Origin of the sequence: Leucobacter aridicollis, assembly GCF_024399335.1 — a bacterium.
Lineage (GTDB): Bacteria > Actinomycetota > Actinomycetes > Actinomycetales > Microbacteriaceae > Leucobacter > Leucobacter aridicollis_A.
Genome location: NZ_CP075339.1, coordinates 475376 through 496198, shown reverse-complemented (window position 1 = coordinate 496198; position 20823 = coordinate 475376). Strand labels below are relative to the sequence as shown.

Here is a 20823-nt window from a genome sequence, read left to right as displayed (position 1 = left end):
CGACTACCTCCTGGGCTCTGGGAGCGGTCGCTCCTCAACGAACACGGCGCCAAGCACCTCACGCACGACTGCTTCGCCGTAGCGGGTGAACTTCGGCGCTACCTTTGCTCCTCCTGCCGCGGACCCGCCGGCGTCAGCCGATGACTCTGCCGGCTGCGGTGCAGCTATCGGGGTGGGGCTCATCGGAGCCGCAGCGCTCGCCTGCGTCGCAGGGACCGCCGCGCTCGCGGACTCGGCCGGCCGGGTTGCCGCGGCCTGCTGTGCTGCCGGGTACTCCGGAGCGGGTGCCACCTCCTGCACTGCCGACCGGGCCTGCGGGACCGGTGCAGCGGCCTGGGCCTGTGGCGCGGGCTCGGGCCGTGGTGCTGACGCTGCACTCGCGTATGGGTCGCCCTCTGGGTAGCCGTACTCGTCGTCGCTGTAGCTCGGTCCATCGCCATACGGGGAGTTGTCGTCGTACCCGTCGTCGTCGCGCGTTCCGGCCCCGGAGCTGCTTGTTGCGGCAGGAGGATGTTCAGCCTGCATTGTCGCCTGAGGCGCAGGCTGCTGAGGCGCGGGCTGCTGGGGTGCAGGCGACTGGGACGCCGGCGGCTCCCCCACTGCATCCGGGCTCGGCTGTTGCGGCGTTTCGTGTGCGGCAGGCTGCCCGACAGGTGCGGGGTCGCTGGGTGTGACGGGCTCGGGAATGGGGTCTGCCCATGCTGGCGCCGCGAGCTTCGGGCCGAGTGAACTGAGTCGCGCTGCAGCCCGTTCCGCCAGGTCGTCGACCGGTGGTGTGGAGGCTTTGGGAGACCCTCGATGAGGCTCCTCTGAGTCGGCGGTGCCGACCGACGGCTGTGACTGCTCCTGCGACTCACGGGCGGCGGTCACCTGACGGGGGGCGTAGCGAACGCGAATGCCTGTCGCTTCGAGGATCGTCTCGCGGAGCGGCCCTGCACCCGTTGCCTTGAACGCGTCGAGGTCAGAACGGCTCGCCACCCCAACGATCAGTAGGTCGTCTTCGAGGCCGAGCGGCTCAATCGCGCGAACCGCGTTCCAGGCCTCCCGGTTTGATTCGAGTAGCTCCTCGAGCAGGTCGGGCCACATCTCGCGGAGGTCTTCAAACCCGGCGAGCTCCTCGCTCAGTTCTGCGGCGGTGCCCTCTGGCCCTGCGGCGGCTGCGGGTGAGGGGGTTGCTCCAGGGGCGGGCGTCTCTGACGGCTGCGGCCCGCCGGGCACAGACTGTTTCGCGGGGTGCTGCGCACCAGCGGACTGCTGGGGCGCAGCGGGCTGCCCTGCAGGGGCGGCCGGGGCCTGAGCAGCCGGAGCGGGAGCAGCCGGAGCGGGAGTCGTCGGCTCTGTACCGATCGACGCAATCTGCGCTGCGCTCAACACGTCTGAAATTGGGCGGCCAAACCCGGCCGCGCCCTCGTTCGGGTGCGTGTCACGCTCGCCATCCGTGCGCTGGCTCTGCACCGGCGGTGTGGCCGGCCCCGCGTCCTCATTGCGGAGGAACTCGCGAATCGACGCGGCAGTCTCCGCCGCGTTTGCCACGCGTTCGGGCTTCGGCGCTGCGGGCGCCGGGGCTCCTGGGTTGTGGTCTGGGGCGGGCGGCATCTGCGTCGGGGCGCCCTGCCCGGCTGGAGCCTGCGACACCGGGTGCGGCGCAGCGTCCTGAACAGGCATCGGGCCGCCTGCACGGGGAGGCTGGGCACCGGGAACAGCGCTCTGGTGCGGAACCCCACCGGGGGCCTCAGCCGCCGTCGCCCCCTGAGGCGACTGCTGCATGCCGAGCCCAGGCACGAGGGCCTGCATGTCGTGCGCTGCACTCCCAGACAGCTCAACGAGCGCGCGCGCGATCATGAGTTCGAGGTGCAGCCTCGGCGGCGTCGCACCTGTCATTTGATCGAGCGCCTCGCTCACGGTGTCGGCCGTGCGGGAGAGCTCGCGGGCCCCAAACGCACGTGCCTGCTCGAACATGCGGTCGAGCTGGTCTTGCGGGACCCCTCGGAGTACTGCGGCAGCGCCGTCGATTGACGTCGCGTTGACGATGATGAGGTCGCGGAGCCGTTCGAGCAGGTCCTCAACGAACCTCCGAGGATCTTGCCCCGTCTGGATCACCCGATCAGTCGCGGTGAATGCGGCTGCAGGATCGCCAGACCCAAGCGCCACGACAACGTCGTCGAGCAGTTCCGTGTGGGTAAAGCCAAGCAGCCCGGCAGCACGTTCGGCTGAGACACTGTTGCCCTCTGAACCGGCAATGAGCTGGTCGAGGATTGAGAGCGTGTCACGCGCCGACCCACCACCCGAGCGCACGACGAGCGGAAGCACGCCCGGTTCGACTACGACGCCCTCGCTGTCGCACAGCTGCTGCACATAATCGATCAGAGCGGCAGGCGGGATCAGGCGGAACGGGTAGTGGTGGGTGCGGGAGCGGATGGTGCCGATGACCTTCTCTGGCTCGGTCGTCGCGAAGATGAACTTCACGTGAGGCGGCGGTTCTTCCACGATCTTCAGCAGGGCGTTGAAGCCGCCAGCTGTGACCATGTGCGCCTCATCAATAATGAAGATCTTGAAACGGTCGCGAGCGGGGGCGAACACTGCCCGCTCACGCAGGTCGCGGGCGTCATCGACACCACCGTGGCTCGCAGCGTCAATCTCGACAACGTCAAGCGAGCCGCCACCGGCGCGGCTCAGCTCGACGCAGCTCGGGCAGGTGCCGCACGGAGTGTCGGTTGGCCCCTCAACACAGTTGAGGCACCGTGCAAGGATTCGGGCGCTTGTGGTCTTGCCGCAGCCGCGTGGGCCGCTGAACAGGTACGCGTGCCCGACCCTGCCTGTGCGCAACGCAGTCATGAGCGGATCGGTCACTTGAGACTGCCCAATCATTTCCGAGAATGACTCTGGCCGATACCGCCGATACAGTGCTGCTACCACGACACCAATGCTACCGCCGGGCACCGACATTTGCGTGGGCGTTACCCAGGCTGGGGATAACTCACCCGAGTTCGTAGGTGAGCCCGATGCGTCGGTTCTCGAGAGCTGGGAGCACGCCGCGCGCCCGAGCGACCGCTGCCGGGTCGACGTCGGCGATCGCGATCCCCTCGCCGCGCGGGCCGAGGCCGGCGACGACGGCACCGAGCGGGTCAACGATCCTGCTGAGACCCGTCGTCGCCGCGTCGCGCGGCCCCCCGCCGACGGCCGCGCTCGCGACGAGCCAGCTCACACTTTCAAGCGCGCGTGCGCGAGTCAGGATCGACCAGTGGTCTTCCTTCCCAGGCCCCGATGCCCACGCCGCGACGACAACGAGCGTGTCCGCTCCCCGATCCACGAGCGAGCGGAAGAGCTCAGGGAACCGGAGGTCGTAGCAATTCGCGAGGCCGAGGCTCAGGCTCTCACCGTCCGCCTCCACGTTGAATACTGGCGGGAGCTCATCGCCAGGTTGGGTGTGCGCGAACTCGCTCTGCGCAAACGCCTCGTAGAGGTGGAGCTTGCGGTAGCGGGCGAGCTCTGATCCGTCAGGCCCGACGGCGAGCACAGTGTTGAACGGGAGACCGTCGGGCGAGGGTTCAAACCCCGCCGAGACCACGACGGCGCTGTGCTCGACGGCAAGCTCTGCAGTCAGTGCCGCAAACGCATCCCACCACTTCGCAGCGATACCTGTCAGCCCGTCGACTGTCACCGACTGCAAAAGCACCATCGCCTGCTCTGGGAACACGATCACTCTGGCCCCATCGGCGGCCGCCTCAGCCGCGCGCGCTCGCATCGCCTGGAAGTTCTCGCTCGGCTCGACCGACGGGGTGAACTGGATGGCTGCGATTTTCACGGTGAGTCTCCTGTCGTCTCTAGCTGGACGCTATCAGGGCAATCGACTGCTGCGCGATCTCGGCTTCCTCGTCAGTCGGAACAACGAGCACAGTAATCGCCGAGTCGTCGGCGCTAATGACCCTGGCGCCCGAGCCTGTAGCCGCGTTGCGCGACGGGTCGAGTTTCAGACCGCACCATTCAAAGCCAGCGCAGATGAGCTCGCGCAAATCGGGCCCGTTCTCTCCGAGGCCTGCCGTGAACACGACTGTGTCCGTGCCGCCAAGTACCGCGAGATAGGCGCCAAGGTAGTGCCTGGCGCGATGCACGTACACCTCGATCGCGAGGTTCGCCGCCTCGTCACCGCTCGCCGCCGCAGCGCGGACGTCGCGGAAGTCGTTCGACCCGGTCATGCCGAGAAAACCCGCGCGCTTGTTGAGTTGCTCGTCGACCTCGTCGACGCTCACGCCACGGCGCAGCAGGTGAAAGATTGCCCCGGCGTCAATGTTTCCGGATCGGGTTCCCATCACGAGCCCCTCAAGCGGCGTCAGCCCCATCGAGGTGTCCACGGATCTGCCACCATCGATGGCACAGATTGAGGCCCCATTTCCAAGGTGCAGCACGATCTGCTTGAGCGATTCGAGTGGCATGCCGAGGTGGCTGGCGGCGCGCCGCGAGACGACCTGATGTGAGATCCCGTGGAACCCGTACCGCCGAATGCCATGGTCGGCCGCGAGGTCTCTGTCGAGCGCATACGTGTATGCGCGTTCGGGCATGCTCTGGTGAAACGCGGTGTCGAAGACGGCGATGTGTGGAAGCTCGGGGAACACTGCGCGTGCCGCGACGATGGCAGCGTAGTGCCCTGGGTTGTGCAGCGGCGCGAGCTCCGCGAGCTCAAGAATCCGCTCGGCGACGGCATCATCGATGAGTGTCGGCGCAATGAAGTCGCTGCCTCCGTGCACGACACGGTGACCGACAGCCACGATGCCAAGCTCATCAATCGGCGTGCCGGCGGCCCTGAACTCCTCGACGATCGCCGCGAATGCCGCAGAGTGGTCGGGAATGTCTTGCTCAGTCGCCGAGTCACCGGCAGTACCCTTGTAGACCACCCGGCCGCGACCGCTCTCGCCGATACGCTCGACGAGCCCCTGAGCGAGCCTGGCTCCGCTCCGCTCGTCGATCACCTGGTATTTGATTGACGATGAACCAGAGTTCACCACGAGTACGGCGTTCATCGTTCTCCCGCCTGCACTGCCGTGATGGCAACCGTGTTCAAGATGTCTTGAACTGTCGCCCCACGGGAGAGGTCGTTGACTGGCTTGTTTAGGCCCTGAAGCACGGGCCCGACGGCGACCGCCCCGGCTGAGCGCTGCACGGCCTTATACGTGTTGTTTCCCGTATTCAGGTCTGGGAATATGAATACGGTTGCGTGCCCAGCAACCTGCGAACCAGGGAGCTTGGAGGCGCCAGTCTCGGGGTCAATTGCAGCGTCGTACTGCAGCGGCCCCTCAACGAGCAGCTCGGGATGGGCATCCCGCACGAGCGCGGTTGCCTCTCGTACCTTGTCGACCTCAGCGCCAGATCCTGATTCGCCAGTCGAATACGAGAGCATCGCGATTCGCGGGTCGACACCGAACTGCGCTGCCGTCTCAGCTGACGAGGCGGCGATGTCGGCGAGCTGCGCGGCGTTCGGATCCGGGTTCACTGCACAGTCGCCGTAGACGAGCACCCTGTCTGCAAGCGCCATGAAGAACACGCTCGACACAACTGAGACACCCGGCTTCGTCTTGATGAACTCGAGGCTCGGTCGGATCGTGTGCGCAGTCGTGTTGGCGGCGCCCGAGACCATTCCGTCGGCGAGGCCGAGGTGCACGAGCATCGTGCCGAAGTAGCTCACGTCGACCAAGCGATCCCGCGCATCCTCGAGCGTGACTCCCTTGTGGGCGCGGAGCTTCGCATACTCCGCAGCGAACTCCTCGAGCAGCGGCGATGTCGCCGGATCGATGACTGTCGCGCCGTCGATGGCCAGGCCAAGCTCTGCTCCGCGCTTGCGGATCGCGCTCTCCTCACCAAGCAGGGTGAGCCTTGCGATCCCGCGGGCGAGCAGGGTGCTCGTCGCACGGAGAATTCGATCGTCGTGTCCTTCGGGAAGCACGATGTGTGCGTTCGCCTGCGCCGCCCGTGCGAACAGATCGTAGGCAAACATCGCCGGCGTCCGCACACTCCCACGATGCAGCCGCAGCCGCTCACGCAGGTCGGCGGTGTCGACGTGGGCGTGAAAAAGCGCGAGAGCAGTATCGAACTTGACTGGCGACTCCTCAGTGAGCAACCCACGCGCGTGCACCACCCGCTGGGCGGTCTCAAATGTGCCGTGCGGGGTGCGGATCACGGGAAGTACCGCACCCACACCGTCAAGCAGTCGCTCAACGTCTGCTGACATCTCGAAGTCGCCGTTGAGCACCACGGCGCCAAGCGTCGGGAACCCCTCAGCCTCGTGTGCGATTGAAACAGCGAGCAGCGTCTCTGCGCGGTCCGCGGCGATAATCACGACCGCGCCCTCCAACAGCCGCGGCAGCACGTTTGTCATAGACATGCCTGCCACCACGATCTGGCTCACCTCGCGGCTCAGCAGCTCTTCGCTCCCTCGAACCAGCTGTCCGTCAACGGCGCGCATCACCTCGGCGACAGGCGGGGCGACGAGCATCGGCTCCTCAGGGATTGCCCACACCGCGCTGCCGTCAGGTACCACCGCCGAGACCGCACCAACAATCGCCTCAAGCTCGTCGCTGTCTGCGCGGTTGATGAGGGTCGCGAGCACGCTTGCATGTTCTTCGTGCAGTTCAGCGACGCTCAACTCGACGACCTTCGCAAGCTCAATTGCCGACCGGGCACTCGATTGCCCGAGCACCTCCTGCTCAGCCATGTCTCGACCGCCGACCACAAGAAGCACCGGAGAATCTAGGTTCGCGGCGATCCGCGCATTCGTGGCGAGCTCGGTCGGAGCGGCAACATCGGTGTAGTCGGACCCCACGACGACAATGGCGTCGCACTCCTCACGAAGCGCACTGTAGGCGCTGACGATACTCGCCATGGCCTCTTCTGAATTTCGCGACAGCTCTTCGTATGTGGCGCCGATGCAGGCGTCGTACGACGCGTGAGCTGTCGCCCTGCCTCGCAGCATCTCAAGCACGCGGTCACGCTCGTCGCGAGACCTGATCACAGGGCGGAATACACCCACACGCGGGACGTCGGCCTTCAACGCATCTAGCACGCCGAGCGCCACAGCGCTCTTGCCCGTGCGACCTTCGGGGGACGTGAGATAGATACTTACTGCCACACCCTCAGTGTATTCCTCGGCCCCTCCCGACGGGCCTCGGATGTACAAGCTGCAGCATTCTCCTGGAAACACCGAAGGGCCGGCCTCCCCGCTCGGGGAAACCGGCCCGGTTGCGGGTGGTTGTGCGGCACAATGCGCACGCACAACCACCCGCGGATCACGCTAGTCGCGCGAACGCGCAGCCATCACGCCCGCAGTGAAGCCGCGTTCAAACCCGCGAACGCGTCCATGCCCGTGTGCATGCCCGCGGCCGTATCCGCGGCCGTCATGCCAGTCGCGGCCGCGACCGGAGTTCGCACCAGCGCCTGGGCCGAAGCCGCGTTCCATATGGAAGCTGCGTTCGCCACCCTTGCCGCGCCCGTGGTCGCGACAGTGATCCTGGTCGTGTCCATACCCGCGGCCGTGGCCGTGGCCGTGTCCATACCCATGTCCATGCCCACGCCGCGGGTCCCACGCCCTTCGGCCTCCCCGTCGGCGAGCGCGCAACTCCTCGGTCCAGCCGAGTTCGTTGGCAATTGCCTCAAGAGAGTCGGTCGTTATCGAGAGGTCTTCGTCGGAGACTGAGCTCTCGATCCGATCCTGAACGTCCTTGGCGATCTGCTGCAGGCGCTCTCGCGCCGCCTCGCCGGCTCCGGTGAGAATCCAGCCTGTGGGCGACACAGCACCCTCGGCTCGCCTGTCTCTCGTGATCCACCCGCGGTCAGCGAGGGCCCAGAGGCGCGGGCTGCGGCGGTCGAGACGGGCGCGCTGCTTGTCAGACAGTTTGCTGCCAGACGAGATCAGGCTCAGCATTCGAAGATCACGCCGGGAGGCGCCAGCCTCTGCGAACCGGGCATCGACCTCTCGAGTGACGAGCGTGTCGACGGCGCGCAGCCAGTATCGAATCAAGCGAACCTGGCCTACCTCCTGGTTGGGAGCCGACTCTGCCGAAGCCTTCGCGTCGGCGTTCTGTGCGTCTGATGGGTTGAAGTCTTGAGTGTTACTCATGGTGAAGTCCTTTCGTGCGGGATCAGACCCGCTCAGCATGCCTCGTTCGTGAGCCGTAACTTTCCATGTCACCTTGCATGCATATGTATAGTGACATGCATTTCATTCCATGTCAAGAGACATGTAAACTTTTCTCATGACTTCCCCGCCCGGCTCACAGCCGAACCAACCGAACCAGTCCGGGCTCCCAACCACGGCAGACGCGGATGCACTCATCGATGCCCTCGCACGCATGCGTGGACGGCGAGGGAGGCGAGGGGGCCACCGACACGGCGGACCCGGGGATAGGCACGGCGACTTCGCAGGCTGGGGCGGCCACGAGGCCCGCGGTGTCAACGAGCACGCCCCACCTGGCGACGCGGAACGCACCGGGTTCCACCCTGGCGGCGCCGCACATCGGGAGCACTGGGGTGGCCACGGCGGCCCACCCAGCGAGGGTCGGCGCGGCCGCGGTGGGCCGGGTGGGCGCGCAGGCGGCGCAGCGCTCATGCGAATGCTCGGCGTGCTTGCGCACTCCCCCGAACCGCTGTCAATCAGCGAACTCGCTGAGCACATTGGCGTCGACCAGCCCCGCGCCTCCCGCCTCGTTCAACAGGCAGTGGCGCTCGGGCATGCTGAACGCGAAGCCGATCCGGCGGACGCCAGGCGCACGAGGGTGCGGCTGACTGGCGCTGGGGAACAGCTCGTACATGGCATACGGAACCGACAGCGCGACGAGGCCACCACAGCGCTCGCCGCACTTGACGACGCCGAACGGGTAGAGCTCCTCAGGTTGGTCCAGAAACTCGCTGACGCCTGGCCCACGCCCTAGCGACCCGCCGCCAGAAACGAAAGCGCCCCCCACGCACCCGATAGAGCTCCGCTACCCTTGCTCCGTTTCCGGCCTGGGGGAGTTCACAAAGATATCGCCACGTGAGGGGCACCAACTAGTCTAGCGGATTACGAAGCACCCTTCGAGCCATCCTCGGCGACCGCATCGGCAGCGGCTGACGAGTCCCCAGCACCAGCACCGGGCACTGGGATTGCGCCTGTCGCAGCGACAGGCTCACCCGTCAACAGCTCTTCGGCGTGTTCCTCGTCGACCTCGCCCGCGAACTGCGACTGGTAGAGGTCGTAGTACGCTCCGCGCTGCTCGAGGAGTTCAACGTGCGACCCCTGCTCGACGATGCGGCCTGCCTCCATCATGAGGATGGTGTCTGCGTCGCGAATCGTCGAGAGCCGGTGCGCGATGACGAACGACGTGCGGTCGCTACGGAGCGCCCGCATTGCCTGCTGCACGAGCACCTCGGTACGCGTATCGACAGACGAGGTTGCCTCGTCGAGGATGAGCAGCGAGGGGTTCGCAATGAAGGCGCGTGCAATGGTGAGCAGCTGACGCTCGCCCGCCGAAAGCGACGACGCGTTCTCTGAGATTACGGTGTCGTAGCCCTCAGGAAGCTGGCGCACGAAGCGATCCACCATCGTCGCCTTGGCCGCCTCGACGACCTCCTCATCGGTTGCGTCGAGTCTGCCGTAGCGGATGTTCTCACGGATGGTGCCGTCGAACAGCCACGCATCCTGGAGCACCATACCGACGTGGGAGCGGAGCTCCTCACGCGACAGCCGCGTGATGTCGGCGTCGTCGAGCAGAATCCGGCCGCCGTCGATCTCGTAGAACCGCATGATGAGGTTCACGAGGGTCGTCTTGCCAGCGCCCGTCGGGCCGACGATCGCGATCGTGTGGCCGGGGCGAGCCTCGAGCGACAGGTTCTCGATGAGCGGCTTCTCGGGGTCGTAGCTGAACGAGACCCCTTCGAAACGGACGTGACCATCGGTTCGGTCAGGCAGGTCGAGTTCGGCGTTCTCGGGCTCCTGTTCGTCGGCATCGAGAAGCTCAAACGTGCGTTCGGCCGAGGCGACACCAGACTGCAGCATGTTCGCCATGCTGGCGATTTCGCCGACAGGCTGCGCGAACTCTCGCGAGTACTGGATGAAGGCGGTCACGTCGCCGAGCGTCATCGTGCCGCTCGTCACCCGAAGCGCACCGACGACGGCGATGAGCACGTAGATGAGCGACTGCACGAAGTTCATCGACGGCATGATCGCACCCGAGAGCGCCTGCGCCTTGAACGATGCGGTGAACAGGCCGTCGTTGCGGCGGTCGAACTCCTGAGCCATCTCCGCGTCACGGTTGAAGATACGAACGAGCTCGTGGCCGGTGAACGACTCCTCAATGTGCCCATTGAGTTCACCCGTGTGCTTCCATTGGGCCGCGAACAGCTTCTGCGCGCGCACGCCAACGATACCGACGATCACGCCGGACAGGGGCAGGGCGATGAGCGCGATCAGTGCGAGCTGCCACGACACAACGAACATCATGGCCATAATGCCGACGATCATGAGGAACGACTGCACGAGCTGCGAGAACGCCTGCTGGAGCGCCTGCTGGATGTTGTCGACGTCGTTCGTGACTCGCGAGAGCACGTCACCACGCTGGCGACCGTCGAAGTACGACAGCGGGAGACGGTTGATCTTCGCTTCGATGTCGGCACGGAGCTTGTAGACGACGCGCATCACAAGCTTGTTGAGGATGAACCCTTGCAACCACATAAGGAGCGACGACACGAGGTACAGCCCGAGGACGACGAGGATCAGCATGCCGAGGAGGCCGAAGTCGATTCCCTGCCCGGGTACGACGTCCGCGCCCTGCAGCATGTCTGCGAACTGGGTGTTGCCCTCGGCTCGAAGCTGAGCAATGATCTGGTCGAGCGGCACGCCAGCGGGGAGCTGCTTGCCGAGGATGCCGTTGAAGATAACGTCAGTCGCGCGACCCAGCACCTTTGGCGCAATGACGGACAGGATGACCGAGCCGACCACGAGCACGACAACGAAGGCGAACTTGCCTTTCTCAGGCGCAAGCAGCCCGACGAGTCGCTTCGCAGACGGCCAGAATGCCTTCGCCTTGCGCGGCGGGGCGCCCTCGCCGAACATGTCGCCCCCGTTTCCGGGCTCGAAGTTCTCCCAGTCCTCTTCTACTTCTTCGACCGGGGTGTTCTTGGCCTTCACGGCCTTCTCTCGTTTTGCCATTACGCGGCCTCCGCTTCCTCAAGCTGCGAGCGGACGATTTCTTGGTAGACCTCGTTATCGGCGAGCAGTTCGTCGTGCGTCCCGCGGCCGACGATTTCACCGCCTTCCATGACAAGGATCTGGTCTGCTTCGGTGATTGTCGATACGCGCTGGGCGACGATGATCGTAGTCGCTCCCTCAGTCGCATCGGGCAGCGCGGCCCGCAGCCGCGCATCGGTTGCAACGTCGAGCGCCGAAAACGAGTCGTCGAAGAGGTAGACGAGCGGCTTGGCAACGAGCGCACGCGCGATCGAGAGCCGCTGACGCTGACCGCCAGAAACGTTGGTGCCACCCTGCGACACCGGCTCTTCAAGCCCGAGCTCCTTCTCGCGCACAAAGTCTTCACCCTGTGCGATACGCAGCGCCTCCCAGAGTTCCTCATCAGTCGCCTCGGTGCGACCAAAACGCAGGTTCGAGGCGATCGTTCCCCCGAACAGGTACGGGCGCTGCGGCACGAGGCTGATCGAATCTGCGAGCTGCGCCCGGGTGAGCTTGTCAACCGGGGCGCCGTCAATCGTCACCGAGCCCTGCTGCGGGTCGTAGAGACGGAGCATGAGGTTCAAAAGCACGGTCTTGCCTGCCCCGGTCGACCCGATGATCGCAGTCGTCTTACCGGGCTCGGCAACGAAGCTCGCGTTGTTGATTACGGGAGCCTCAGCACCAGGGAAGCCGAATGTGACGTTCGCGAATTCGATCCTGCCAGCTGCCGGCGTCTGAACTGTCTCGCGGTCGGGGAAGGCCTGCGATGACTTCGTGTCAAGGAGCTCCTTGATGCGCTCCGCACACACGACGGCGCGCGGAATCATCATTGTCATGAAGACGCCCATCATCACTGCCATGAGGATCTGCATGAGGTACTGGAGGAACGCGGTGAGCGAGCCGACCTGGATGTCGCCGGCTTCAACGCGGTACCCGCCGAACCACAGCACGGCGGCGGTTGCGAGGTGCAGCACCATCATGATGATTGGGAACATGAGCACAAAGATGTTGCCGACCTTCACCGAGACGTCGGTGATATCGCGGTTCGCGACGTCGTAGCGCTTCGCTTCGAACGGTTCGCGCACGAACGCGCGCACGACGCGGATGCCCATGATCTGCTCGCGCAGTACGCCGTTGATATTGTCGACCTTCTCCTGCATCACGCGGAAGAGGGGCAACAGGCGCCACACGAGCAGGCTCACGATGACCGCGAGCACAGCGACGGACACCCACACGAGCCAGGCGAGGCCTGCGTCCTCGCGGAGCGCCATGACGATGCCGCCGATCATCATGATGGGTGCAGAGACCATGAAGTTCAGCGTCATGAGGACGAGCATCTGGATCTGCTGCACGTCATTCGTGCCGCGGGTGATGAGCGTTCCCGCGCCGAACTTCGTGGCTTCGAGGGTCGAGAGCGAATCAACCTTGCGGTAGACCTCGCGGCGAAGGTCGCGACCAACGCCCATCGCGGTGCGCGCGCCGAAGTAGACGGCAGCCACTGCGACGAGCACCTGGCCGAAGGCGGCGAGCAGCATGATGCCACCCGTTCGCCAGATGAAGTCAGTGTCACCGACGGCGATGCCTTGGTCGATGATTTGCGCGTTCAGGCTTGGCAGCCAGAGTGTCGCGATTGTCGAGAGTGTCTGCAGCACGAGTACTGCAACGATGAACACCCAGTACTTTTTGGCATGTCTGAGTGCGAGAGAAATGAGGGCCACGGGATTCCTTCCGTCGCTAAAACTGCAGAAAGCCAGGGGATGGATTTCCCACAGCAGATGGCAGAATCAGCCGGACAAACGTAGCAGGAACCGCGCGCAAATGCCAGAGCCCCTGGTACCGTTCCTCGTGAATCAGTAGCCCAGGCCAAGATTTCGGTGCTGACTTGGAATTTCTGAGGGCTAGAAGTTCTCCGTCAACTCATGTACTACTTGATAGGTCAGGGTGTTCGCATGCGCCGGTCTGAACGAACAGATCAGTGTGCTGCGCCGCCAGGCATTCGTCGCACACCGTTACGGGACCCGTTTCGGTGCACCCCCTCCGCAGCGCGCTACCCAAGTTTGGTGGCACCTGGCGCGCGGGACCACTTCGAAAGGAAATAGCCCTATCTCCGTCTTGCAACGCTTTGGCGCAGCATCGACTCCCTCGCGCACACCGTCCAGTTCCCCGTTCTACATATTCCGCTTCCCCACCTAGCTGCTTTCTTCCGCATTCGGTCTCCCGGCCTCGGCCGATCCGCATTCTGAAAGGAAGCACAATTGCAAGAACAGCTCCAGCAACTCTCGGGCCCCATCGTTGTCGCCCTCTTTCTCGCATTCTTTGGAGCGAGTCTCATCATTTCCCTCCGCATCAGCAAGAAGCGTGAGAACGCCGACGGCTACATGACGGGTGGCGGCCGAATCGGTTTCGGCATTTCCGCGGCGTCAATGACTGCGACATGGATTTGGGCAGCGTCAATGTATGCCTCTGCCACCTCGGGCTACACCTACGGCTTATCTGGCCCCATCCATTACGGACTCTGGGGCGCCCTCATGATCCTGCTCATCTATCCGTTCGGGCGCAGGATCAGGCAGGTGGCACCCCGGGCTCACACGATCGCAGAGGTAATGTTCGCCCGCCACGGCCGCTCGAGCCAGCTCATGCTCGCTGGCTCCAACGTGCTCGGCTCAATCATCAGCCTGACCTCGAACCTCATCGCGGGTGGAGCGCTCATCTCGATGCTCTCTCCGTTCACTTTCGGTCAGGGCGTCCTTGCGATCGGCGCAGGTGTGCTGCTCTACACGCTCTGGTCAGGGTTCAGAGCGTCAGTACTCACCGACTTCATGCAGGTCCTCTTCATGCTCGGCGCGGTGATCATCATCATCCCCGTCGTGTTTTTCGCGGCCGGCGGGCCTGACCTCTTTGTGTCGGGCGCAGACAATCTCACTGCCCAGCAGTCGAACTTCTTCTCATCCGACGCGTTCTTCAATCAGGGAGCGCCATACATTGCTGCCGTGCTCGCCTACGCGATCGGAAATCAGACGATCGCGCAGCGGCTCTTCGCGGTGCGAGAGGATCTCATCAAGAAGACCTTTGTCACTGCAACCTTCGGGTACGGCGCGACGATCATCGGTGTCGGCATGCTCGGAGTCATCGCGTTGTATGCCGGGATCGACCCGATCGGCGGCGACGTGAACAATCTCATCCCGCAGATGGCAGCAACCTATCTGCCGCCCGCCCTCCTCGCCCTGTTCTTCATCATGATCATCGGCTCACTGTCGTCGACGGCAGACGCCGACCTCACTGCGCTCTCGTCGATCGTGATGGCCGACATTTACGGCCAGAACATTGCGAAGGGCAAACCCAACCCGCGCACGATGGTGCTTGTTGGGCGCATCACGATGGTTGTCGCCATGACCGCGGGGATGTACTTCGCGGGCTCGCAGCTCAACATCCTCGACCTGCTCGTTTTTGTCGGCGCGCTCTGGGGCGCACTCGTGTTCCCCGTGATCGCGAGCTTCTATTGGAACCGGGTGACGAACCTCGCTTTCAGTGTGTCCGTCGTTGTCGCGCTCGCAGCGTTCCTGCCCGTGCGGTTTGAGTGGCTCCCGATGACGGGCTGGGTAGCGATTGCGTTCGACGTGCTCGCGACGATCGGGATCGGCGTGGTGCTCGGGCTCATGGCGTTCGGGTTCTTCGGCAAGCGCGTCGCCTACTGGGTTGGTGGGATCGCGATAGTCGCGGCAGCCCCGTTCGCGATCGGCTTCCTGCACACCTACCCGGTGCTGTCGGGCTCCCTCGTTGCCTACTCGGTGTCGACGATCCTGTGCACGCTCATCACGCTCGGCTCAAACAAGCGCTTCGACTTCGACCTCATCAAACTGCGCACTGGCGATTTTGATCCTGTCGAGGAGATCGCGGCGAGGGCCACCGTGTCGTCAGATTCGGCAGACTCGGCAGAGACTGCGTCGTCAGCCACGCGACCGAGCACCAAATAGCAGGTCAAGGTAGGAAAGGAATACCAATGAACCTCGAAGTTGTTCTCTTAACCGCGTACGTACTCGTGTGGCCGGTCATCGTCACCGGCACGCTGTTCGTCATCGTGCGGGCCTTCATCAGGGACTCGCGTGAGGCCAAGCGCGAAGGGCGCCAGATCATCTAGGGCGCGGGGTGGGCGGTGCTGCAGCTACAGCAGGTCGAGCTGCTGCACCGTCTCCTCGATCCGCGCCATCCGCTCGCGGGCTGGGCTGCCGATCTTCGCAACGAGCCCTTCGAATAGCGCCTCGATGAGCGCCATCACAGGCACGACCGAATCGAATGGGCCGCGCTCGGCCGCGACGCTCGTGAGCACCGTGTCAGCATCCGATGCGCACGGCGACACCCATTTGTCGGTGATGAGTACGACGAAGGCCTTGCGCGACTTCGCGAATCGAACGAGGTCGCGCGTCGCGTCCTCGTATCGCCTGAAGTCGAACGCGATGAGCACGTCTTTCGGGCCGAAGTCTGCCATCGCGGCACCGCGCACACTCGCCATGTTCGGCACCATCTGCACTGCCGGCCTGAGCTGCTGCAGACTTGCCCCGAGGTATTCAGCGAGGAAGTGGCTGTAGCGCCCCCCGGTGATCCACACCCGCCGCTTGTCTTGCGCGAGCGTCGCTATTGTGGTCTCGAAGTCGTGAGCCGGAACACCGGCGAAGGTCGCACGCACGTCTTCAGCGGGGGCCTCACCGAGTGCCGCGAGGTCGTCGGGGGACGCGGCCCTGCGGCTCCTACTCGTCCGCTCGTAGAGCGACATCGGGGAGGCGCTGCGATGCTCGAACTCGTCGCGAAGGGCACGTTGAAAGTCGGGGAAGCCGAGGTAACCGAGCTTCGTCGCGAACCTCACGACTGTCGCCCCGCTCACACCGGCGATGTCTGCGAGTCCAGCGACGGTCTCGAACCCCGCGACGGGGTAGGCGGCAAGGAGCGCTCGGGCGACCTTGCGCTCCCCGGGAGTGCACTCTCCCATTCGCTCGCGGATTCGAGTCGCGGGCGAGTCCTCAGTGCGCCGTTCGTGCTGGGCATCGCCTGACCGCGGCGAGTCGGGCTCGGCACCGTCGCGTTGCACGTGGTGTTCAGTCGGCACTCGGCCCACCTCCCGTCGGCGTTGATGACTGTCTACGAACACTATCGACAGGGCCCCGATCAGACAACGCTGCTAGTCCGATCCACCGATGTCGTCGATGAGCGCGGCCAGGAGGCTCACCCTGTCAGGCACTGAGGCGAGGTCGAGCCACTCGTTTTCTGAATGGTCGCCGCCGCCAACTGGCCCGAGCCCGTCGAGTGTGACGATACCGCGCGCCGCGATCCTGTTCGAGTCCGACACCCCGCCCGTGCGGGCGAGACCCGGCGTAAACCCGAGCTCTCGCGCGATGGCGAGCGCGCGCTGTGCGAGTGCCGAACCGGCGGCTGTCTCTTCCATGGGCGGGCAGTGGTCGATTGCGGCGAGCGTGAGCTCTGTGCCGCCGGTCACCGGCGCCTCGAGCCGCTCGCGAATCTTGTCGAGCGTTGAATCGAGCGCAACCGCCGTGATTGCGCGTACCTCGACGTGCAGCACTGCGCGGTCGGGCACGATGTTCAGCCGTTCCCCTGCACGCAGCATTCCGACGTTCACGGTGACGCCTGTCACTGGGTCGGCGAGCCCCTGGAGAAACAGGGTGAGGTGCGCTGCCTCAAGGCCCGCGTGAGCTCCCCGCTCGGGCTCGATGCCCGAGTGTGCCGCTTTGCCCTTCACCGCAATCTCTAGGTCTGCGACGCCCTTGCGCGAGGTGACGAGGTCGCCGTTCTCTCGAGCGCACTCCATGCAGAGGGCGACGTCGATCCCTGCGGTCGCGTCGCGAAGCACCGACGCGCCAAACGGCGAGCCGATTTCTTCGTCGGGCGTGAAGATGAGGATGAGCTCGCCGAAGCGTTCGGCACCAGCTGCGCGGAGATGTGCGGCCGCGTGCAGGCTCGCGATGACTCCGGCCTTGTCGTCAGTGACGCCGGGGCCGCGGCCATACCCACGCTCGTCAACGCGAAATGGGCGGCGGGTCGCGTCGCCGGCTTCGAAGACAGTGTCCATGTGGGCGAATAGGGCGATTCGTTTGGTGCCGGTTCCGCGTCGACGGCCGATGACGGCGTCGCCTGTCTGCCCGTCTGGCGATGCGACGCGCTCGACGGCGAATCCGTCGCTCGCGAGTCGGGCGCTCACCCAGTCGGCGACCCTGTTCACTCCGGCAGGATCGTATGAGCCTGAGTCGAGTGCGACAACCTCAGACAGGTCGCGCTCGTACGCGGGCCCTGCCTCGAGTGCCAGCGCGTGCAGCTGCGTGATGAGCGCCGCCGAAACGTCGCGTACAGAGGTGTTCATTTCAGTTCCTGTTCCAGATGCACAGTTGTGAACTCAAGGTTTCAGCCTGATGGCCCGTAACGCGGGAGTTGTTGCCGTGTGGGACCCTGCGTGAAGCCTGTCGTCTCAGCGATGAGATGCGACCTGGCGTCAGCCGGGAGCCGGTACCGAAACCCTACCCACATTTCGAGAGATTGTGAAATATTCATTTCAGACTTGCACCAGGATTTGATCCATGAAATGATTTCGACACTTCATTGACGAGGCCTCGGGAGGGGAACGTGAACGCACACTCACCAGCTATGCCACGCCCCGCAGCGCCCAGCGCGACGCACGCCGCAGACGCAACCGGGGCACGCGCGGGAACGCTCGTGCTCATCGGCGGCGCACTCGACGAACACCCTGAGATCATTCGCAAGATCGTCGCGCTCGCGGGCGAGCGCCGAAGGACTGGGGCGCCCCGCATCGCGATCCTCACGACGGCCTCGGAGCCCGCAGGGTCGCAGAAACTTGCCCAGGACCCGACAGCCGAGAACGACGAGGCAGACGGCCGCTACTACGCCGAGCTCTTCGCTCGCCACGGCGCCGTGGGCGTCCCCATCCCGATTGGGGTCAGCGAGGCCCCCGCCTACCCTGGCTCCAGCTACTCCAGGGCGCAGGCCGACGCCGCCGACACCGCCGAACTCATTCGGAGCACCGATGGCGTCTTTCTCGGCGGCGGGGACCAGACCCACTACGTATTGGCGCTGTTTCGCGCAACGACGCCGGGAGCACAGCCCTTCGCCTCGCGCACAGCAACACCCGCGCTCACGGCGATCCTCGACGTACTCGGGCGCGGTGGCGTCGTCGCTGGAACAAGTGCCGGCCTAGCGATCCAGCAAGCCGAAGACATGGTGAGCGGCGGGGCAGACATTCACAACGCGTGGAAGTTTGGCGCCTTCGCGGGCTACGATCTCGCGCGCGACGGCCGTGACGCGCTCACGCACATCCCCGCCGGCGGGCTTGGGATCTTCCCAGAGGCGCTACTCGACTCGCACTTCTCCGAGTGGGGCAGGCACGCACGCTCGATCCGGCTCGCCCATTCCCTCGGCCGCAGCCTCGCCGTCGGTGTCGACGAGCACACCGCGCTCGTTTACGACCGCGATACTCGGGTGGCGGAGGTAATTGGCGACCGCGGAGTCTCCATCCTCAACCTCGATGGCTGCGAGGTCCCCGACGCAGACGAGTCGGCCGCAGGCTCCCAGGCCGCAATCCTCGGCACGCGGTGGAGCTACCTCGTTCCTGGCGACACGCACGACTTCGCATCTGCCGCCACCACCCGGGGCACCAGAGTCGCAGACCTCGCGTTCGGCTCCGACGTCGAGGATTCACGCGCCCGCGACATCTGGTCAGACGACGGCTCTCGCCCGCTCCTCGCGCTCGCCGAGCGCCTGCTCGACTCAGACTCCCTCAGCGCGAGCGGGGAGAGCTCGGCAGACAGGCAGCCCCGCTACCGCACGAGCCTGCACCGCGACGAGCGCACACACGCGCTCGCCACTGGCGGGTTCTCAGACCTCATCATCTCGATCACTCCAACCCCAACCAACCACTGAGGAGCCATTCAATGACCACTCAAGCACCAAGATCGTGGCGCGCCGGCGCGCTTCGACGCGTTGGCAGCGCGACCGCCGCGATCGCCATTGGCGCACTTGTCCTCTCGGGTTGCTCGCCGTCGAGCAGCTCCGAGGGCGGCAGCGACGCGGCGAAGGACACGGTGAACCTCGTGACTCCGGCGCAGCCCGAGAGCCTCGACCCGCAGATCTCGACTGACTCGATCATGGGCGAGATCACCGGCCCCGTCTTCGAGACCCTCGTCACTGCAGACGCCGATCTCAAGGTGCAGCCGATGCTCGCCGAGTCGTTCGAGCAGAGCGCAGACGCGCTCGAGTACACGTTCACCCTCCGCGAGGGCGTGAAGTTCCAAGACGGCAGCGACCTCGACGCAGACGACGTCGTCGACTCGATGAACCGCTGGACGCGCGTGTCTGTTGCAGCGCAGGAGGCATTTGCCGGCTCGGAGTGGACGAAGGTCGACGACCGCACAGTCAAGCTCAACGTCACGAACCCGAGCTTCCTGCACCTGCTCTACCTCTCGCAGGTGTCGACAGCGTACCCGGCGATCCTGCCGAGCGAGGTCATCGCGAAGGTCGGCGACCAGCCGATCGAGGCGCTTGAGGATCTCGTGGGCACCGGCCCGTTCAAGCTCGCCGAGTGGGACGCTGACCAGAAGATCGTGATCGAGAAGTGGGACGACTACGTGCCTGTCGACGCGCCGTCGAGCGGCCGCGCGGGCGCGAAGGACGCGACCCTCAGCGAGGTCGTGTTCAACTTCGTGCCCGACGCTTCAACCCGCACACTCGGCCTGCAGTCGGGCCAGTACGACGCAACGACCGAGCTGCCGTTTGACAGCCTCGACCAGTTCAAGGACGACGAGAACCTGCAGCTCGACACCTACATGGTTGGCCCGATCAACCTCGTCTACTCAGACGCAGAGACGAGCCCGTTCTCGAAGGTCGAGAACCGCCAGGCGATCAACACCGGCCTCGACCGCGACCCGATCATGCTCGCGGCTGTCGGTTCGAAGGATCTCTACGACCTCGTGCACCACAACATGACGCTCGGCCAGAAGTCGATCTGGGACACCGAGGTTGGCAAGGCCGACTTCAACCAGGCTGACCCTGCCAAGGCGAAGGAAATGCTGGCTGCCGGCGGCTACACCGGCCAGCCCGTCATCGTGCTCGCAAACAAGGACTACTCCGAGGCATACAACTCGGCCGTCGTCGTCGTCGAGCAGCTCAAGGGCATGGGCGTTGCCGCCACCCTCGACGCGTACGAGTGGGGCGCGTTCAGCGAAAAGTACCGCGAGCGCCGCGACGAGTGGGATCTTGTAGTGTTCCCGTTCGGCACCGAGCTCGACCCGACGCAAACAATCGGCTTCCTGCCGACCCGCGCCGGCTACTTCGACGGCCCAGAACTGCAAAAGCTGCTCGCAGACTTCCGCAGCGCACCCACCCAGGCAGACGCAAGCGCACTGTTCAGCGACATGCAGCAGTGGATCGAAGATACCCGCCCGATGAGCCGCATCGGCGACGCGCACAACGTCTACGCTGCGAACAAGGATCTCGATCTCGCTTGGTTCGACGGCCACTTTGTGTGGTGGAACGCCAAGTGGAAGAACTAACCGGGGCAGCGTAGCGCAATCACGCCCCACCGGATTGGGCCGGTCGCCTCGCGCGGCCGGCCCTGA

General features: G+C 65.0%; 14 protein-coding genes and 1 other RNA gene. 5 read left to right on the top strand and 10 right to left on the bottom strand.

Going from position 1 to position 20823, the window contains the following annotated elements:
• Positions 1 to 3: 3 nt before the first annotated feature.
• The 5 genes from KI794_RS02140 to KI794_RS02120 all read right to left on the bottom strand — a co-directional run bounded on the left by KI794_RS02140 (position 4) and on the right by KI794_RS02120 (position 8107).
• Positions 4 to 2916, bottom strand: coding sequence for a DNA polymerase III subunit gamma and tau (locus KI794_RS02140; protein ID WP_255808968.1), 2913 nt, complete (start codon positions 2914 to 2916; stop codon positions 4 to 6).
• 61 nt (positions 2917 to 2977) lie between these two features.
• The gene (locus KI794_RS02135; protein WP_255808967.1) at positions 2978 to 3805 is read right to left on the bottom strand and encodes a nitrilase-related carbon-nitrogen hydrolase; all 828 of its coding nucleotides are present in this window, start codon (positions 3803 to 3805) and stop codon (positions 2978 to 2980) included.
• A 19-nt stretch (positions 3806 to 3824) separates the two neighbouring features.
• Positions 3825 to 5018 carry an acetate/propionate family kinase gene (locus KI794_RS02130; RefSeq protein WP_119281614.1) on the bottom strand — a complete coding sequence of 398 codons (1194 nt, stop codon included), beginning with the start codon at positions 5016 to 5018 and terminating at the stop codon, positions 3825 to 3827.
• Entirely contained in the window at positions 5015 to 7120 is a 2106-nt protein-coding gene (gene pta, locus KI794_RS02125; RefSeq protein ID WP_255808966.1) for a phosphate acetyltransferase, read from the bottom strand. Before pta ends, KI794_RS02130 begins: the two co-directional genes overlap by 4 nt.
• Positions 7121 to 7282: 162 nt before the next feature.
• On the bottom strand, positions 7283 to 8107 hold the full coding sequence (locus KI794_RS02120; RefSeq protein WP_255808965.1) for a hypothetical protein: 825 nt from the start codon (positions 8105 to 8107) through the stop codon (positions 7283 to 7285).
• Between the two features lie 136 nt (positions 8108 to 8243).
• Between KI794_RS02120 and KI794_RS02115 the strand changes: the two genes are divergently transcribed.
• On the top strand, positions 8244 to 8918 hold the full coding sequence (locus KI794_RS02115; RefSeq protein WP_255808964.1) for a MarR family winged helix-turn-helix transcriptional regulator: 675 nt from the start codon (positions 8244 to 8246) through the stop codon (positions 8916 to 8918).
• 17 nt (positions 8919 to 8935) lie between these two features.
• On the opposite strand, the gene ffs is transcribed toward KI794_RS02115, so the two are convergent.
• The 3 genes from ffs to KI794_RS02100 all read right to left on the bottom strand — a co-directional run bounded on the left by ffs (position 8936) and on the right by KI794_RS02100 (position 12909).
• Positions 8936 to 9032, bottom strand: an RNA gene (gene ffs / locus KI794_RS02110) — signal recognition particle sRNA small type.
• 14 nt (positions 9033 to 9046) lie between these two features.
• Entirely contained in the window at positions 9047 to 11173 is a 2127-nt protein-coding gene (locus KI794_RS02105; RefSeq protein ID WP_370647840.1) for an ABC transporter ATP-binding protein, read from the bottom strand.
• Positions 11173 to 12909 carry an ABC transporter ATP-binding protein gene (locus tag KI794_RS02100; RefSeq protein ID WP_255808963.1) on the bottom strand — a complete coding sequence of 579 codons (1737 nt, stop codon included), beginning with the start codon at positions 12907 to 12909 and terminating at the stop codon, positions 11173 to 11175. Before KI794_RS02100 ends, KI794_RS02105 begins: the two co-directional genes overlap by 1 nt.
• Before the next feature lie 537 nt (positions 12910 to 13446).
• On the opposite strand from KI794_RS02100, the gene KI794_RS02095 reads away from it, so the two are divergent.
• Positions 13447 to 15165 carry a sodium:solute symporter family protein gene (locus tag KI794_RS02095; protein ID WP_119281620.1) on the top strand — a complete coding sequence of 573 codons (1719 nt, stop codon included), beginning with the start codon at positions 13447 to 13449 and terminating at the stop codon, positions 15163 to 15165.
• A gap of 26 nt (positions 15166 to 15191) precedes the next feature.
• Positions 15192 to 15329, top strand: coding sequence for a putative transporter small subunit (locus KI794_RS02090; RefSeq protein ID WP_162921001.1), 138 nt, complete (start codon positions 15192 to 15194; stop codon positions 15327 to 15329).
• Between the two features lie 24 nt (positions 15330 to 15353).
• Here KI794_RS02090 and KI794_RS02085 read toward each other — a convergent pair whose 3' ends face one another.
• Both KI794_RS02085 and KI794_RS02080 read right to left on the bottom strand, forming a co-directional pair.
• Complete coding sequence (locus tag KI794_RS02085) at positions 15354 to 16292, bottom strand: MurR/RpiR family transcriptional regulator (protein WP_255808962.1); 939 nt, start codon at positions 16290 to 16292, stop codon at positions 15354 to 15356.
• A 72-nt stretch (positions 16293 to 16364) separates the two neighbouring features.
• Positions 16365 to 17558, bottom strand: coding sequence for a M20/M25/M40 family metallo-hydrolase (locus KI794_RS02080; protein WP_255808961.1), 1194 nt, complete (start codon positions 17556 to 17558; stop codon positions 16365 to 16367).
• 281 nt (positions 17559 to 17839) lie between these two features.
• On the opposite strand from KI794_RS02080, the gene KI794_RS02075 reads away from it, so the two are divergent.
• A complete protein-coding gene (locus KI794_RS02075; RefSeq protein ID WP_255808960.1) occupies positions 17840 to 19129 on the top strand; it encodes a cyanophycinase in 1290 nt (429 codons plus the stop codon).
• Between the two features lie 11 nt (positions 19130 to 19140).
• Entirely contained in the window at positions 19141 to 20757 is a 1617-nt protein-coding gene (locus KI794_RS02070; protein ID WP_255808959.1) for an ABC transporter substrate-binding protein, read from the top strand.
• The last annotated feature ends 66 nt before the right edge of the window (positions 20758 to 20823 follow it).